The sequence below is a fragment of the Pontibacter chinhatensis genome, from assembly GCF_900113285.1.
GTDB lineage: Bacteria > Bacteroidota > Bacteroidia > Cytophagales > Hymenobacteraceae > Pontibacter > Pontibacter chinhatensis.
On the sequence record NZ_FOOT01000004.1, the window covers coordinates 78,764 to 94,920 of the forward strand.

At 52.2% G+C, this 16,157-nt stretch carries 18 protein-coding genes; 13 read left to right on the top strand and 5 right to left on the bottom strand.

The genetic code is table 11. From position 1 onward, the window contains the following. Window positions 1-622 precede the first annotated feature (622 nt). The 6 genes from BM040_RS12340 (at window position 623) to BM040_RS12365 (ending at window position 4,118) form a co-directional block, all read left to right on the top strand. Entirely contained in the window at window positions 623-1,162 is a 540-nt protein-coding gene (locus BM040_RS12340) for a 30S ribosomal protein S16 (RefSeq protein ID WP_092101702.1), read from the top strand. An 11-nt stretch (window positions 1,163-1,173) separates the two neighbouring features. Continuing rightward, window positions 1,174-1,752: a ribosome maturation factor RimM gene (rimM, locus tag BM040_RS12345; protein WP_092101705.1), complete on the top strand. Its 579-nt coding sequence runs from the start codon at window positions 1,174-1,176 to the stop codon at window positions 1,750-1,752. Beyond that, the gene (trmD, locus tag BM040_RS12350; protein ID WP_092101708.1) at window positions 1,752-2,432 is read left to right on the top strand and encodes a tRNA (guanosine(37)-N1)-methyltransferase TrmD; all 681 of its coding nucleotides are present in this window, start codon (window positions 1,752-1,754) and stop codon (window positions 2,430-2,432) included. Before rimM ends, trmD begins: the two co-directional genes overlap by 1 nt. 171 nt (window positions 2,433-2,603) lie before the next feature. Continuing rightward, entirely contained in the window at window positions 2,604-2,957 is a 354-nt protein-coding gene (rplS, locus tag BM040_RS12355) for a 50S ribosomal protein L19 (protein WP_092101711.1), read from the top strand. Window positions 2,958-3,086: 129 nt separating this feature from the next. Continuing rightward, a complete protein-coding gene (locus BM040_RS12360) occupies window positions 3,087-3,665 on the top strand; it encodes an inorganic diphosphatase (RefSeq protein ID WP_092101714.1) in 579 nt (192 codons plus the stop codon). A gap of 99 nt (window positions 3,666-3,764) precedes the next feature. Then, window positions 3,765-4,118, top strand: coding sequence for a hypothetical protein (locus tag BM040_RS12365; protein WP_092101716.1), 354 nt, complete (start codon window positions 3,765-3,767; stop codon window positions 4,116-4,118). Window positions 4,119-4,257: 139 nt separating this feature from the next. Here the strand turns inward: BM040_RS12365 and BM040_RS12370 are convergent, their stop codons facing one another. Together BM040_RS12370 and BM040_RS12375 are read right to left on the bottom strand one after the other, a co-directional pair. Further along, window positions 4,258-4,725 carry a hypothetical protein gene (locus BM040_RS12370; protein ID WP_092101719.1) on the bottom strand — a complete coding sequence of 156 codons (468 nt, stop codon included), beginning with the start codon at window positions 4,723-4,725 and terminating at the stop codon, window positions 4,258-4,260. 53 nt (window positions 4,726-4,778) lie between these two features. Continuing rightward, window positions 4,779-5,483 carry a DNA repair ATPase gene (locus BM040_RS12375; protein WP_245756202.1) on the bottom strand — a complete coding sequence of 235 codons (705 nt, stop codon included), beginning with the start codon at window positions 5,481-5,483 and terminating at the stop codon, window positions 4,779-4,781. 212 nt (window positions 5,484-5,695) lie between these two features. Between BM040_RS12375 and BM040_RS12380 the strand changes: the two genes are divergently transcribed. From BM040_RS12380 to BM040_RS12390, 3 genes are all read left to right on the top strand, one after another. Continuing rightward, on the top strand, window positions 5,696-6,103 hold the full coding sequence (locus tag BM040_RS12380; protein WP_092102852.1) for a 6-pyruvoyl trahydropterin synthase family protein: 408 nt from the start codon (window positions 5,696-5,698) through the stop codon (window positions 6,101-6,103). Then, a complete protein-coding gene (gene folE / locus BM040_RS12385; protein WP_394333084.1) occupies window positions 6,066-6,761 on the top strand; it encodes a GTP cyclohydrolase I FolE in 696 nt (231 codons plus the stop codon). The genes BM040_RS12380 and folE overlap by 38 nt, the downstream gene beginning before the upstream one ends. Window positions 6,762-6,874: 113 nt before the next feature. Then, window positions 6,875-7,792, top strand: coding sequence for a TIGR01777 family oxidoreductase (locus BM040_RS12390; RefSeq protein ID WP_092101725.1), 918 nt, complete (start codon window positions 6,875-6,877; stop codon window positions 7,790-7,792). Window positions 7,793-7,867: 75 nt separating this feature from the next. Here BM040_RS12390 and BM040_RS12395 read toward each other — a convergent pair whose 3' ends face one another. Further along, a complete protein-coding gene (locus tag BM040_RS12395) occupies window positions 7,868-10,210 on the bottom strand; it encodes a penicillin-binding protein 1A (protein WP_245756203.1) in 2,343 nt (780 codons plus the stop codon). 339 nt (window positions 10,211-10,549) lie between these two features. Between BM040_RS12395 and BM040_RS12400 the strand changes: the two genes are divergently transcribed. The 4 genes from BM040_RS12400 to BM040_RS12415 all read left to right on the top strand — a co-directional run bounded on the left by BM040_RS12400 (window position 10,550) and on the right by BM040_RS12415 (window position 13,548). Next, complete coding sequence (locus tag BM040_RS12400) at window positions 10,550-11,191, top strand: hypothetical protein (protein WP_245756204.1); 642 nt, start codon at window positions 10,550-10,552, stop codon at window positions 11,189-11,191. Window positions 11,192-11,310: 119 nt separating this feature from the next. Continuing rightward, complete coding sequence (locus BM040_RS12405; RefSeq protein WP_092101730.1) at window positions 11,311-12,099, top strand: hypothetical protein; 789 nt, start codon at window positions 11,311-11,313, stop codon at window positions 12,097-12,099. Between the two features lie 16 nt (window positions 12,100-12,115). Beyond that, window positions 12,116-13,033: a UbiA family prenyltransferase gene (locus BM040_RS12410; RefSeq protein WP_092101733.1), complete on the top strand. Its 918-nt coding sequence runs from the start codon at window positions 12,116-12,118 to the stop codon at window positions 13,031-13,033. Between the two features lie 41 nt (window positions 13,034-13,074). Continuing rightward, window positions 13,075-13,548 (top strand): DUF6789 family protein, encoded by a 474-nt coding sequence (locus BM040_RS12415; protein WP_092101736.1) that lies wholly within the window; start codon window positions 13,075-13,077, stop codon window positions 13,546-13,548. Window positions 13,549-13,989: 441 nt separating this feature from the next. On the opposite strand, the gene BM040_RS21765 is transcribed toward BM040_RS12415, so the two are convergent. Then, on the bottom strand, window positions 13,990-14,127 hold the full coding sequence (locus BM040_RS21765) for a hypothetical protein (protein WP_175491055.1): 138 nt from the start codon (window positions 14,125-14,127) through the stop codon (window positions 13,990-13,992). 166 nt (window positions 14,128-14,293) lie between these two features. Beyond that, window positions 14,294-16,033 carry a transcription termination factor Rho gene (gene rho, locus BM040_RS12420; protein ID WP_092101739.1) on the bottom strand — a complete coding sequence of 580 codons (1,740 nt, stop codon included), beginning with the start codon at window positions 16,031-16,033 and terminating at the stop codon, window positions 14,294-14,296. Window positions 16,034-16,157 lie beyond the last annotated feature (124 nt).

Consider the following 16,157-nt stretch of genomic DNA (forward strand, 5'->3'; position numbering starts at 1 on the left):
CCTCCCGAGAGGGGAATTATACTTGCCACGTCCTCTGTCATCTCGAGCAGCGCGAGAGATCTCTCGGGAGTCCTCTTCAGATCTCTCCCGATGCTCGAGATGACAAAAGCCGTGGCTATCGACCTTATCCCAGCCTTTGGGTTGAGCGCCTTGTAGATTTCTGGTGCCCGCTAAGGGCATTGCGACCGAAGGGTAGCAAAGGAAATGTACACCGCGCGATGCCCCAAGGCGAGGCCTCCCGGCCTGGGAGGGCAGAAAGCCAGAGATGCAACAGTCGCTTACGTAAGTCTGGAGGATGAACAGCAGCTAGTAAGGATAGCTTGTGTCTTGTTGCTTGAAGCAGTTGATATGAAAGTATAAGCTGGCAAGTATTAAAGTATGATGTATGTAGATGCGGGGTCCCAGAACAGCGAACAAAAGTATAAACAATAGCAAAACACAAGTTAGAAAAAACCCAACTGCAGGCTATTGGTATACCACGATCCGCAATTTGTACTTTACCCTGAGGCACAACCCATTAATAAAAAGCCACAAGTATAGATTATCAGAAATTATTTCCCTACTTTTGCGGTTCTAAAAACTGGCGGACGGGTTCCGCCGACTTACAAAACACATTCAAGAAATGGCAGTAAAAATCAGACTGGCCCGCAGAGGCCGCAAAAAAGCCGCTATCTACGATATCGTAGTAGCTGACGCTCGAGCACCACGTGATGGTAAATTTATCGAGAAATTGGGTACTTACAACCCAAACACTGTTCCAGCCTTCATCGACTTTAACGAAGACAAGGCGTTCCAGTGGCTGATGAACGGTGCACAGCCGACAGACACTGTAAAAGCCATGCTTTCTTACAGAGGTATCCTTTTCAAGAAGCACCTGCAAATCGGTGTTAACAAAGGTGCCATCACGCAGGAGACTGCTGACCAGCGCTTTAACGAGTGGAAAGAGGCAAAAGATGCCAAGGTAGAAGCTAAGCGCCAGAAAGTTGGTTCTGAGAAAGAAGCCAAGCGTGCTGCTGCCCTGGAAGCTGAGCGTAAAGTGAACGAGGCGCGTGCAGAGGCTATCCGCCAGCGCGCTGCTGAGAAAGCTGCTGCAAATGCTCCTGCTGAAGAGGCTCCAGAGGCCGCTGCAGAAGGTGGCGAGGCTACAGAAGAGCAAGCATAAATTGATGTGCCATGCATGTTGATGAATGCTTCCTTTTAGGCTATATCGTCAAGACCCATGGCACCAAGGGCCAAGTAGTCGCGTTTTTTGACGTAGACTACCCCGAAGATTATGAAGATTTGGAATCAGTTTTCCTGGAGCAAAAGGGAAGACTGATTCCTTTTTTTATAACGTCCATGGAGCCGCAGGCCAAAGGCCGCTTTATCATCAAGTTTGAGGATATCGACACCATCGCCCAGGCAGAGACGCTGCGCAACACCTCCCTGTACCTGCCGCTCGACGAGCTGCCGGAGCTGGAGGAAGGCCAGTTCTACTTCCACGACGTGATCGGTTACCAGGTGGTAGACGAGCAGCATGGTGCCCTGGGCACCGTGAAGGAGTTTTACGACCTGCCCAACCAGCAGCTGATGGTGATGGAGTACCTGAACCAGGAAATGCTGGTGCCGGTGATGGACGAGATCTTCCTGCGCGCTGACCGCGAGACAAAGCAGCTGCATGTAAGCCTGCCGGAGGGACTGCTGGAAGTATACACACAACCCTCCAGCCCTGATGACGAAGACGAGGAAGACACAGAGGAGGAGAAGAAGTAATGCGCTTTGACATTATCACCTGCCAGCCAAACTTGTTGGAAAGCCCCTTCAGCCATTCTATCCTGAAAAGGGCGCAGCAAAAAGGCCTGGTGGAGATTCACATACACGACCTGCGCAAGTACGCCGTGAACAAGCATGGCCAAATTGATGACTATGCCTTTGGCGGCGGTGCAGGCATGGTGATGATGATTGAGCCGATTGACGCGTGCATTTCAGAACTGAAGGCGGAGCGTGCGTACGACGCTCTTATTTACATGACGCCGGACGGGCAAACGCTGAACCAGCGCATCGTAAACCAGTTCTCGCTGATGCAGAACGTGATTATACTTTGCGGCCACTACAAAGGCGTGGACGAGCGTGTGCGGCAGCATTTCATTACCCACGAGATCAGCATCGGAGACTACGTGCTGTCGGGTGGGGAGCTTGGCGCGGCTGTATTGGCGGATGCCATCATCCGGATACTGCCCGGTGTGCTGAACGACGAAACCTCTGCCCTGACTGACTCTTTCCAGGATGGCCTGCTGGCCCCGCCCGTGTATACCCGCCCCGCCGAGTATAAAGGCATGAAGGTGCCGGACATCCTGATGTCGGGCGACACGCCGAAGATCGAGCAGTGGCGCTTTGAGCAGGCCGTAGAACGCACCAAACAGCGCCGCCCGGACCTACTTGGCGAGGAGTAACGCACTGGCCTGTGCCAGCTGAACAGATATTTTTAAGGCCTTCCGGTAAAATCTACCGGGGTGGTCGTTAGGTTTTACATTTTTTTTCTGCAAATGTTCTTATGTAATAAATATTTACATATCTTTGCAGTCCGAATTTTGAAGAAGATACTTTAAGAGAACATAGCCATCATGAGCGAACTAATTAAATTCATCGAGCAGGAATCTACTGACAAGCGCGCCTCTTTCCCTAACTTTCAGGCGGGTGATACTATAAACATCCACGTTAAAATCCGTGAGGGTAACAAAGAGCGTATTCAGCAATTCCAGGGTGTTGTGATTCAGCGTAAGAACGTGAACACAAACGGAGAGACGTTCACTGTAAGAAAAGTATCTAACCAAATCGGTCTGGAGCGTATTTTTCCACTTCTTTCTCCTGCTATCGAGAAAATCGAGCTGGTGAGAAGAGGTCGTGTTAGAAGAGCAAGACTGTACTACCTGAGAGGTCTTCAGGGCAAGGCTGCTCGTATCAAGGAAAGAAGATAAGAATACCTGTTTTCATAAGTTTTCCATAGTTTTAGTAAGAAGGAGCCGACGACCTCGGCTCCTTCTTCTATTTCTATACTTTTCCTCTGCTGCTTATATTTACAAGTATAACCGCTAGCTCATTGCACCATGATCCGCCATACTTTATACTTGCTGTTGCTGCTTGCCTTGGCTTCCTGCCAAACCGATTATACTAAATTGCCCACCTTTACCGCCAACAAGCAGCTAAAGGCAGTAATAGAAACGCCGGCCGGCAACACCCGCACGCTGGTGTATGACAGGGAAAGAAAAGAGTTCGTGCCCGACTTGAATGCAGGCCAGGAGCGTGAAATAGGTTTTCTGCCCTACCCCGGCAACATGGGCTTTATCCCCTCCACAGAGATAAACAAGAACGGCAGAGGCCTGGAAGTGCTGGTGCTGGCAGAGCGGCGCGAGGCAGGTTCCGAGATGGAGGTGATTCCGGTGGGCCTGGTGCAACTAGAAAAAAACGGCGAGCTGCGCCATATTGTAATAGCCGTGCCTTCGCGGCCAAGCGAGCGCCGGATCGACGCCACCAACTTTGATGCGTTCAGCAAGAACTACCCGGGAGCCAAAGCCATACTTCAGATCTGGTTCTCGAACTTCAATAAATCGGGCAACACGAAGTTCGTAGGCTGGCGCGATGAGAAGTTCGCGGAAAAGGAGATACAACGCTGGATGAAGCTGTAGGCAAATCCTAGAAGTATAAGGGGCGCCATACTTTGCGCCTCGTGCGGGTTATACTTTATACTTCTGCTTTATACCTTACAACAGGCTGAATTCCTAAGTATGGAATTGATTTTAGAAGACGTACCTCTCAAGCTATTTCTAAAGCTGTTTCGACCAGAAGACAAGGTTGAAGTGAAAGAGTTGGGTGACAGTTGGCATCCGAGCAGCGGTTTTGTGAATGAATCAATTTTAAGGGAGGCAAGGCAAGTAAACCAAATCATTAGCCATGAATACGACTTCAAGGGTTTAGTCTATTTCGAAGCATTGATTTCAGGAGTAGAAGTAAAGTATCAGGATGAACAGTATATATTGAAAGGCTCAAGGCAAGAGCTTGACAAGGTTATTAGCAGCATAAAAGCTTTAGATGGCAGCAGCGACTTCCCACCGTACAACTACAAACTCTTAACACCCTAAGCAACATAGATTATCAAGGCTCATAGCTTGTGCTGCGGCTTCACCTTGCCCATACAATATACAAGCCTATAAAAAAGAGACGCAATATGTTGCGTCTCTACAAGTATAAATTCCTTCTTGAAATAAGCCGGTTGAGTAACTACGGAATGGTAGCGATATACACCAACTCCACCATATCGCCTTTAACATCTACCTCTCCCTCTTCAATCTCAATGTGAACCGTAAGCACTAACTCGTCTGCTGTCAGCCTAGAAATCTTAAACTTGACCTGCTCCCCGAATTGCTCCATCACAAGGGCATTGTCCCTAACTTGGTATGAGGCACTGCGCATCCTTCGCTTCTTGTGCGTATTGTACCGGAAAGTGTTCCTATCCCTTAGATCCAAGGTTGTAAATGGTTCTACGCTATAGATGCCACTCCCATTCGCGAACATATGCGGGAGATTATTAAAGGTCTTATACTTCCATACTTTGTGCAGGGTAACCTCCTCTTCATTTTCCAAAGTAATGGTTTTAAGTTCATCACTGCGCACCACTTTCATCCGGCTGTCCGAGTGAGAAAATGAGGCGAGGGGCAGCATTGCCAGGAGTAGAAGATAAAGAGGCATCGCACAAGCTTTTTAAGTTATCGCTTCAAGTAAAGAAAAAAAGTATACACCTGCTACTTACTTACCTGCAGCAGCTTGGCCCGCACGGCATCCACCGCCTGCTCCATCTCCTGCACCCGCTGGCGGCTCAGCTCCTGCTTCTGCTGGTTTCGCTGCACCTCCTGCTCCAGTTGCTTCAGGTCCTCGGCGTTGCGCACCAGCTCGGCCTCCAGCTCTTTGCGGCGCTGCTTGTTGCGTTCTATACTTAGCTGCAGGCTGTTGGCTTCCTTCACCACCCGGTCCTGCTCGGCTTTAGTGGCCCTGAGCACGTCTTCTGCGGCATTAATCTGCCGGAACACATCATCCCGGTACAGCTTGCGGGCGAAGCCTCTCAGAAAGCCCTCTGCGGCAGCATACTCCTTGGGCGTGGAAGCCTGGCTCATATAATCGGTGCCAAAGTCCAGCGCCCACCACACGTTACTGCCCGTGGCATCGCTGCTGACCATGGACACCAGGCGCATCGGCACGCCTGAAATTGTATCTACCTTGGCAGCCTCTACTGTAATCAGCCCCTTACTTACCTTTACACGCCCTGCCTGCTGCCCCAGGTACTCCCTCCACGACCGCTCCACGGTTTTAGGGTCCAACTGCACCGACAGCTGCTGCCCGCGTCGCTTTACGCCCTGCACCTCCTGCTCTACCTCTTTTACCTGAACCGACTGCGCCTGGCACACCGCTGCCGTTACCAACATAAACATGGCAAGTATAAATCCCCTCATAGGTCTGCTACTTTTTGTACTCTGATAGGTTTGACTGATACACGAAGTTAAAAAATAGCCGGCAGAAAGCGCGAGGGCAAAACGAATTAAATTAGCCTGTTTTTGGTTTGGGAATAGGGTTAGCAACGCTAACTTTGCAAACTTATGGCACTCGCAGTGGATTGGTGGAACAAGAGGCCAAACTTTACCGCACCTTAGCTGTTACAAGCACTATGAGAGTAACCGTTTGCCGGAAAGAACACTTTAACGCCGCCCACAGGCTGCACAACCCCGCCTGGACGGAGGAGCAGAACGACGCGGTGTTCGGCTTGTGCAGCAACCCCAACTACCATGGCCATAACTATGAGTTAATTGTGCGGCTAACGGGTCCTGTAAACCCTGAGACCGGGTATGTGTATGACATGAAGAAACTCAGCGACCTGGTGAAGGAAGAAGTGGTTAACAAGTTTGACCACAAAAACCTGAACCTGGACACTGAGGAGTTTCGCCAGCTGAACCCCACCGCCGAAAACATTGCGGCCGTGATTTGGAACAAGCTGCGTGGCAGGATCAGCCCGGACTATGATTTAGCTGTAACACTGTATGAGACAGAACGAAACTTTGTGGAATATAATGGATAACCACGACCTGGAGAACCAAGAGGCGATGGATGACCATGTAATGGGCTCTCTGGAGACTCCCATGCGTGCGGATGCATTTGACCTTTCCGATGACGAGAAGATCACCATTATTGAGGGGCACTTCCGTGAGATTATGCATACCCTGGGCCTGGACCTGAAGGACGACAGCCTGAAAGGAACGCCGCACCGCGTGGCCAAAATGTTTGTGAAAGAGATTTTCAGCGGCCTGCACCCGGACAACAAGCCCCACGCCCGCCGCTTCGAGAACAAGTACAAGTATAACAAAATGCTGGTGGAGCGGGACATTACCGTGTACTCTTCCTGCGAGCATCACTTTGTGCCGATCATTGGGAAGGCGCACGTGGCTTACATCCCCAACGAGCACGTTATTGGTCTGTCTAAGCTGAACCGCATTGTGCAGTACTACGCCCGCCGTCCGCAGGTGCAGGAGCGCATGACCATGCAGATTGCCAACGAGATGAAGCAGGCGCTGCAAACGGAGAACGTGGCTGTGTTGATAGAGGCCGATCACCTGTGCGTGATGAGCCGTGGCGTAAACGACGTAAGCAGCAGCACCATCACCGCCGAGTATTCCGGCCTGTTTGAGCAGGAGTCTTATCGCGCTGAGTTTCTGGGGCATATCCGCACCAAGCGCTAAGCCATACCTGTAGCACCTCGTAACGCACTCCTTTTACTACTACCTAATATAAGTAAACTTAAATATACCTAAGTTTCGTATAGGTTATCTCACTGTGCTAACACAAATAAGCTATGCCAGGAAAAATACTCATTACAGGTGGCTCAGGGCTTGTGGGGATGCGTTTGTCGGAAATGCTGATAGATCAGGGGTATGAGGTAGCGCACCTCAGCCGAAAACCGGAAAAAATGTCCACCTACAAAGCCTTTAAGTGGGATGTAAAGCAGGGCTACATCGATGAGAACGCCCTCAACCATGCAGACTACATCGTAAACCTGGCCGGGGCAGGCGTCTCTGACGAGAAATGGACAGAGGAGCGCAAAAAAGAAATCCGCAGGAGCCGGGTAGAAGGCATCAACCTGCTGCATAAGTACCTGAGCAGTGCCAAACACCAGGTAAAGGGGTTTATCTCTGCCTCTGCCATTGGCATCTACGGTGATGCCGGCGACCAGCTGATGTCGGAAGAGAGCCTGTACGGGGATGATTTTCTGGCAGAGGTATGCAAGGCCTGGGAGGCAGCCGCCTGGCAAATGCGCGATCTGTCGCTGCGCACCGTCATCTTCAGGCTGGGTATTGTGCTGAGCCCGAAGGGAGGTGCCTTACCGCAAATGGCCAAGCCTGTTAAAATGATGGCTGGTGCCGCACTTGGCTCGGGCAAACAGTATATGTCCTGGATTCATATTGACGACGTCTGCCGCCTGTTTATCCGTGCCATTGAGGACAAGGAGTACGAGGGCGTGTACAATGCCGTGGCCCCCCACCCGGTAACGAATGCGAAGTTTACCAAAGAACTTGCCGAGGCCATGCACAAGCCGCTGGTACTGCCTAACGTGCCTGCCTTTGCGCTTAACCTGATGCTGGGCGAGATGAGTGAGGCGGTACTGGCCAGCCAGCGTGTCAGCGCCAACAAAGTGCTGCAAACGGGCTTCACGTTTGAGTATACTTACCTGGAGGAGGCACTGGATTCGTTTTACAGTTCTGAGAAGGACTAAGGTATAAGATAAGTATAAAAAGAGCGGGGCCGGCTATACTTTAGCCGGCCCCGCTCTTTTTATACTTTATACTTCTTACAGGATATCGCCTATGTTCAGCAGCTCCAGCATTGGGTCCAGCAGAGTAGAGTCTGGCTGTGCTTTTGGCAACACCGTGGTGCAGTTATACTTCTTGCTGATCTTCACGGTTGGTTTCGGGAAGCGGCCCATCGTATAGCCCAGTTCCTCATCCTGGTAAATGCGCTCCATATACAAACCATAGATAGGCAAGGCAGTTTTAGAGCCCTCCCCCAGCTGCGAAGTACGGAAGTGTATACTGCGGTCCTCGCCGCCTACCCATACTCCGGTCACCAAATCTTTGGTTACGCCCATAAACCAGCCGTCGGAGTGGTTGGAGCTGGTACCCGTTTTGCCGCCAATTTCGTTGCCTTTCCACAGGTCATACTCCCACAGCGCCTGCGAGGTGCCGCCTGGCTCCTCGATGCCGCCCTTGAGCATGTGCATCATCAGGAAAGCCGTTTCCTCGCTCAGCACCTTCTTCTGAATCGGCGTGAACTGGTGCAGCAGGTTGCCGTTATGGTCCTCGATGCGGGTGATAAACATGGGCTCTGTATGGAAGCCGTAATTCGGGAACGTGCTGTAGGCACCCACCATCTCAAAAACCGACACGTCACTAGGGCCAAGGCCAATGGAAGGCACTGCCTGCAGCGGACTCTTTATCCCCAGCTTGTGCGCATACTTCACCACCGTTTCCCAGCCAATAAGCTCGGTTAGCTGGGCCGTCACCGAGTTCACCGACTTGCCCATGCCACGCCGGAGCGTCATCGGGGCGCCCGTATACTGCCAGTCGGCGTTGGTAGGCGACCAGCTCTTCTTCTCCCCTTTCTCCACATAATTTATAGTGATGCGCTGGTCCACGATTTTGTCGCAGGGCGAGTAGCCGTTGTCGATGGCGGCCACGTACACGAATGGCTTGAAGGTAGAGCCCGGCTGGCGGCGCGCCTGTTTCACGTGGTCGTACTTAAAGTATTTGTAGTTGATGCCTCCTACCCACGCCTTGATGTGGCCCGTGAAAGGATCCATTGTCATCATGCCGCCGTGCAGGAAGTGTTTGTAATAGGCCAGCGAGTCGAGCGGGCTCATGGTCACGGTTTTCTCCAGCGAGTCGTTATCCCAGGTAAACACCTTCATCTCGCGCGGGCGGTTGAGCTCTTTGTTGATGGCTTCCATGTCATCGCCATACTTTTGCTTCAGGCGGCGGTAGTAGGCCGTACGCTTTATCGTTTCTTCTATGAAGCCAGGTATCTCGCGGTTCTTCTCATCCACCCAGGGCTTCTTACCCTCCCAGTGACTGTAGAAACGGCGCTGCAGCTTGCGCATTTGCTCCTCCATGGCCGCTTCGGCGTGGGCTTGCATGCGCGAGTCGATGGTCGTATAAATTTTAAGCCCGTCGCGGTAGAGGTCGTAGCCGTTCTCCTTGCACCACTCCTGCAGGTAATCGGCCACAGCCCCTCTAAAGTAGGTGGCCGGCCCGTCGTAGTGGTTCTCCACGCTATAGTCCAACACTAGCGGCAGTTGGCTCAGCGAGTCGGCTTTGGCCTTGTCGAGGTAGCCATACTTTACCATCTGACCCATCACCACGTTGCGGCGGCGGGTGGCATTCTCCGGGTTAAAGCGCGGACTGTAATAAGTGGGGGCTTTCAGCAGGCCCACCAGCACGGCGGCCTGCTCCGTTTTTAGTTTTTCGGGTGTGGTATTAAAGAAGGTTTTGGAAGCCACTTTGATACCGAAGGAGTTGGAGCCAAAATCCACCGTGTTCAGGTACATGGTCAGGATCTCCTCCTTGGTATAACGCTGCTCGAGCTTGATGGCCGTCAGCCACTCCTTGGTTTTGGAGATTACAATGCTGAGTCCCGGGATATGCCCCAGAACGCCTTTGGAGTCGTCGGTGCGGGTTTTGTAGAGGTTTTTGGCCAGCTGCTGGGTAATGGTACTCGCGCCGCGCGCCTCCCCCTGAAAGCTGCCGTACACCGCCGACACAATCGCCTCCGGGTCTATGCCGGCGTGCTCGTAAAAACGGATGTCTTCGGTGGCCAGCAGCGCCTGCACCAGCTCCGGCGACAGCTCCTGGTACGTGACCGGGCTGCGGTTCTCGCGGAAGTACTTGCCAATCAACTTCCCGTCGGCAGTATAAAGTTCGGAGGCCTGGTCAGATCGCGGATTCTCCAGCCTGTCCAGACTTGGGGAGGAACCGAACAGGTACAGCACGTTATACTCTACACTGAACAAGTACCCCAGTATCACGAAAAGGCCCAGAAAAAATATTTTCCAGGTAAAGCTAATCACCTTAGAGGCAATGGAAGACGATGTTTTCTTAGGCTCTTGTACTTTCTCTTGCTCTTTTGGCATCTTCAGCATGTGCAGAGGCAGCTATGGTTTAAATTCCCTATCAAGCACTTCATTCTTTAACGGTCACAAAGATACTTTTTGTGCACAACATCTAAGAAGTACATCTTCTATTACTTAGTAAATAAAATCACTATTTAGTAACACCATGCGTCGCGGAAGCCCCGTACCACTAACCAATTTATTATCAGTCAATTGTCACCTAAATCTATAAAATTGTTCTATCTGGCCCACCCTCACAGCAGCATTGTTAAGCGACAGGGCAGGCTTATACTCCTGCCTCCTTACGAAAAAAAGGGAGGGATAGCGGTATAAATTTCTAAAAGCCAGCCTTGCTGCCGATTAAAGCAAGTGCAAAAACCGACCACGGCTGGTAGGGCACTGGCTATACTTTATACTTTGCTGCGGCGCATAACACGACAGGCAACGGCTATACTTTGGCTTGTAGTGCCTATCTTTGCGAGGCAGACGCACCAAAACAGAATCGGGATGCAAGAGACAATACAACAGGTATTCGACAGGCTGATTGGGCTGCCGCTTACCAAAACTACCCGCCAGGAAACAGTGCAATTCTTCCACTTCGGGCACACACATTATACTACCCCGCAGGGGCTTGTGCTGGATGTGGGGGAGATAACGCTGGCCGTGAACTGCCCCTGGGAGTTGCAAGAACCAGATGGCGGCACCATCCGCCACAGCGAAGTATACATCCGCAAGCGCGAGGCCGGACTACCTACTCCGGTCTGGGACTGGAAAAAGCCCGGCTCCAGTATGCTCGACCAGCGCATGACGGAGCTCATCAACAATAACCCCAACCTGGTGCTGGAGCGCGCAGAGCAGCAGGACAACTACGGGCTCATGCTATACTTTAGCGACGGCTCCACGCTTTCTGTACTTCCCGACCCGGCCAAGCCGGCGGCCGAGTACTGGCAGTTCTTCAGCAACACCGGCGACGGCCTGCGTGTGGGTGCCGGCGTGAACGGACTGATTTGATTATACTTTTATAGGTCGGCGCAAGTATAAACCGGCTGCTTTTATACTTGCGCCTATACTTTCAGCTGTCCGGAAAACCTTTGTTGCTGTAGCAGAGTACTTCAGCAAAAAAGCAGCCCTTGAACATTCGCCTTCAGCTTTTCGAGTTCGAAGACCAGCCCTGGTTCCCGCACGTTATCCGGCAGGGCATGCTCGATTTCCTGCGCTTCATGATTACGCGGCTAAATGCCTATGAGGCGGCCATACCCCTGTTGCAGGAACTGTTGGAGCGCACCCGAAGTAGCCACCTCACCGACCTTTGCTCGGGGGCCGGGGGCGGCATTGCCTCGGTACAGCAGCAACTAACACAGCGAATGGGAAAGCCCGTACAGGTCACGCTTTCCGACCTCTACCCCAACCTGGGCGCCTACGAATACATCCGCCACGAATCCGGCGGAGCCATCGATTTTATACCCGAGCCGGTAGATGCCACCGCCGTACCCGAAAGTATAAAAGGAGTGCGCACCATCTTCTCTTCTTTTCACCATTTCCCGCCGGCTGTGGCCAAGGCCATCCTTCAGGATGCAGCCACTAAACGCACAGCCATCGGTATTTTCGAGGGATCAAAGAAAAGCTGGCTGGAGATGCTCCTGCTGTGGCTGTTTTTCCCGGTAATTATACTTGTGGTGACGCCTTTTATCCGGCCCTTCAGTATCAGCAGGCTCTTTTTCACGTACATACTTCCGCTCATCCCACTGGGCATTATCTGGGACGGCACCGTATCCCTGCTGCGGATTTATACCCCGGAACAGCTGCGGCAGATGGCCTCAGAAGTACAGGCGCCCGGGTATACCTGGCGCGCTGGTCGCGTTGGGGCGGGGGCAGGCAAGTACGTCATCTACCTAATCGGGTATCCGGAGGAATCATGAATAAGTGAATAAGAGCATGTCGCGGATAACAAACAACGCTAAACAAGTAACACCAACGCATAGCTACCGCGATGCCCTAACGCTGATGCGGATTCCGTTTTCGGTGTACCTGATGCCGGTTTACTGGTTTGCTCTGAGCACCTTGCCGCAGGCCAACCCATGGCGGGCGGCGGCGGTGTTTCTGGTGCTGCATGTGCTGGTGTACCCTGCCAGCAACGGCTACAACTCCTACTACGACCGCGACGAGGGCAGCATCGGCGGGCTGAAGCATCCTCCCCAGCCAAACCAGCAGCTGCTGCACCTGGTCTGGCTGTTCGATGCACTGGCCATACTTCTGAGCCTGATTCTCTCGCCACTTTTTGCCGGGTTGGTGGCGCTTTACCTGCTCATTTCCAAAGCCTACAGCTACGAGGGCATTCGCCTGAAGAAGTACCCCATCCTCAGCACTTTTATAGTTACGTTTTTTCAGGGCGCCTATACTTTTGCGATGGTGCAGGTGGGTATAGGCCTGCCGGTGCAGCAGGTGCTGCAGGAGCCAAATGTGTGGTTTGCCTTGGTAAGCACGCTGTTTCTCTGCGGCTCCTACCCCCTTACCCAGATTTACCAGCACGAGGAAGACAGCCGCCGCGGCGACCGCACCTTAAGCCTGCTGCTGGGCATCCGGGGGACCTACTTTTTTGCTGCTATCAGCTTGCTGGCTGGTGCCCTGCTGCTACTCTGGTTATACTTCAGCACGGGGCAGATTCGCAATATTTTCATATTCCTGCTATGCATGGCGCCCATCTCCTTCTTCTTTATTGGCTGGGTACTGCGGGCGCAAAAAGACCGGCAGGAAGCTAATTTTGAGAACACCATGCAAATGAACAAAGTCTCCTCGCTCTGCATCAGCGCCGCGTTTGTGTTGATGATGGTGGTGAGATTGTGGCCAACTTAATAGAGGCTTCGTAATACGGTATACTTGTAAACTGCAAAACTATGAAGTTCTTGGATGCCGTAGTGGCAGGCATAGCCGGTACCATCGCCATGACTGCCTTTCTGTACCTGCTTTCCTTTGTCACGCACCGTGTGATGAAAGTAGTGCGTATTTTAGGCACAATGCTGCTCAACCGCACACACCCGGATGGGAGCCTTTCGGAGCTGACAGGCACAAAAGTAGCCGGCACGCTGGCCCACTATGCTGCAGGCATTTTCTTTGCGATTATTTACCTGGCGCTGTGGAACTCCGGCGTTGGATTGCCCACTGCCTCCTGGGGCTTGCTGTTTGGGCTGGCGCACGGCCTGGTCGCTATGGTGATTTGGTACTTTTTCTTTATGGTGCACCCACGGCCACCCATCATCCGACTTAGAACCTACCTCACCACCCTTATCTTTGCCCACATCATTTACGGCTTCGTCATGAGCTATACTTTCTACCTGCTCACACAGCCCGATTACAGTTTTTGGCAGTAGGTGTGGGGCACCCCTCCCCAACCCTCCCCTAAAAACGGGGATGGAGGATTCAGCAGTGCCGGGTCCAACCACCCCTGCCCCTCCTTAGCCAAGGAGGGGAGTCTGTAACTGCTTTGGCTGAAGTATAAGTGCTATAGTTTCTGTTCTTTTCTGCGAAAGTATAAACACCTCTATAGTCCCCTTAAGGGGACTATAGAGGTGTTTATACTTTCCTTTCCAGTAGCAAAGGCAACAGCTACCAATTCTGTTCCCAGTTTTTCTGAGAGGCGCCTTGTGAGATCCGGTGCCCGCTAAGGGCAGCCCGAGGTACGAGGGCAGGAGGGAACACAGCGCTGAGCAGGAAAACGAGGCCTCCCGGCCTAGGAGGGCAGAAAGCAGGAGGTGAAACGATAGCTTATGTAAGCCTGGAGGATGAACGGTCGCTAGCACGAATAGCTTGGTTCAAGTTGACGGAAGCAGTCGCGATGAAAGTATGACCGGGCAAGTATAAAAGTATAGCAAAGTATAAAACGACACGAGCTGCCAGATTGCGCCAGCGGTTAGGAAAGTATAAATCAGCAGGAATAAAAGTATAGCCAAAGTTTAAGTATGGCTCTTCGAGCCAGTCGAGTCAGAGACTCGACATCATATTTAGGCACAAGTCTGAAGACTTGCGCCAGAGAAAGTATAAACAGTACAAAACAAAGCAGCCTGCCAAACGCAAAGTCTGGCAGGCTGCAAGTATAAGTTAAGCTAACCTCTCTCCTTACCCGTTCATCGAAATCAGGAACTCCTCGTTGCTCTTGGTGCCCTTCATTCTTTCTTTCAGGAATTCCATCGCTTCTATCGAGTTCATGTCGGACATGAACTTGCGCAGGATCCAGATGCGGTTCAGCTCGTCGCGGTCCATCAGCAGGTCCTCGCGGCGTGTGCCGGAAGCCGGAACGTCGATGGCTGGGTAAACCCTGCGGTTGGCCAACTTGCGGTCCAACTGGAGCTCCATGTTACCGGTACCCTTGAATTCTTCGAAAATCACCTCGTCCATTTTAGAGCCTGTGTCAATCAGGGCGGTGGCGATGATAGTGAGCGAGCCGCCGTTCTCTACGTTACGGGCAGCACCGAAGAAGCGCTTAGGCTTGTGCAAGGCGTTGGCATCCACACCACCCGATAGGATTTTACCGGAAGATGGCACCACTGTGTTGTAGGCTCGCGCCAGACGCGTGATAGAGTCCAGGAGGATAACCACGTCGTGGCCGCACTCCACCATGCGCTTGGCTTTATCCAGTACAATGCTGGAAACCTTCACATGGCGCTCGGCCTGCTCGTCGAAGGTAGAGGCAATTACCTCTGCTTTTACGCTGCGGGCCATGTCCGTTACCTCTTCCGGGCGCTCGTCGATGAGCAGGATCATCAGGTATACTTCCGGGTGGTTCTCAGAAATAGCATTCGCTATCTCTTTCAGCAACACGGTTTTACCTGTCTTTGGCTGTGCCACAATCATACCGCGTTGGCCCTTACCGATTGGGGCAAACAGGTCCAGGATACGGGTGGAAAGCTGGCTTGGCTTGGTGGTCAGCTTCAGGCGCTCCTCCGGGAAAAGCGGCGTCAGGTGCTGGAACGGAATGCGGTCGCGGATCTCCTCCGTGGTGCGGCCGTTTACGGTTTCCACCTTCAGCAGTGCAAAATATTTCTCCCCTTCTTTCGGCGGACGGATCTGGCCTTTTACGGTATCACCCGTCTTCAGTCCGAAAAGTTTGATTTGTGAAGGAGAAACATAGATATCGTCCGGGGAGGCGAGGTAGTTGTAGTGCGTGGAACGCAGGAAGCCATAGCCATCCTGCATCAGTTCCAGTACCCCTTCATTCAGGATTATACCGTCGAACTCCTTGAAGTTGTTAGCGTTAGCTGCGTTCTGTTGCTGCTGTTGCTGTTGGTTGCTACGGCGCGTGTTATCGTTGCGCTCGCCACCTCGGTTATCAGCTTGATTATCTCTGTTATCGTTTCCGCGGTTGTCGTTGCGGTTCTCTCTTTCCCTTCTGTTGTCGGCGGGGCGAGCTTCGGTGCTACGGGCCTCAGGGCGGGCTTCGGCCGTGCGGGCTTCAGAGCGGTTTTCCTCTCTGTTGTCGCGGCGCACGCGCTCGCGGTGGTTTTGCGCCCCGTGGTCTTTTACGGGTGCCTCAGCAGGCACAGCCACAGGTGCTCTTTCCTCGCTGCGTGGGGCTACCTGTATGCGCTGGCGTCTTTCCTGCCTGGCGGGAGCCTCTGGCGCCTGTTCCTCCACCGCAATTGCAACTTCAGGGGTTTCTGTACTACCAGCAGATTCTTTTCGGGTTGCAGTATTGGACTTTCTGGAGGAGTTTTCGAGAGGGGTAACGGCTTGTTGATCGAGGATTTTATAGATAAGGTCTTGTTTGCTGAGTTTCTTAAAGTTTTTAACGCCCAGTTGCTCAGCAATTTCCTTGAGTTCTGAAAGAAGTCTATCTTTCAATTCTTCAATTTTGTACATAAATAATGGTATGGTAGTTAACTTAACTTGCCAGGTTTCGCAGTGCGCGAACAAAGCGAGAGATTTTCGTTTATTTCAGGAAAAAAGAATAGGTTGCGAAAGAGTCAGAAAGGCACGGGAATCA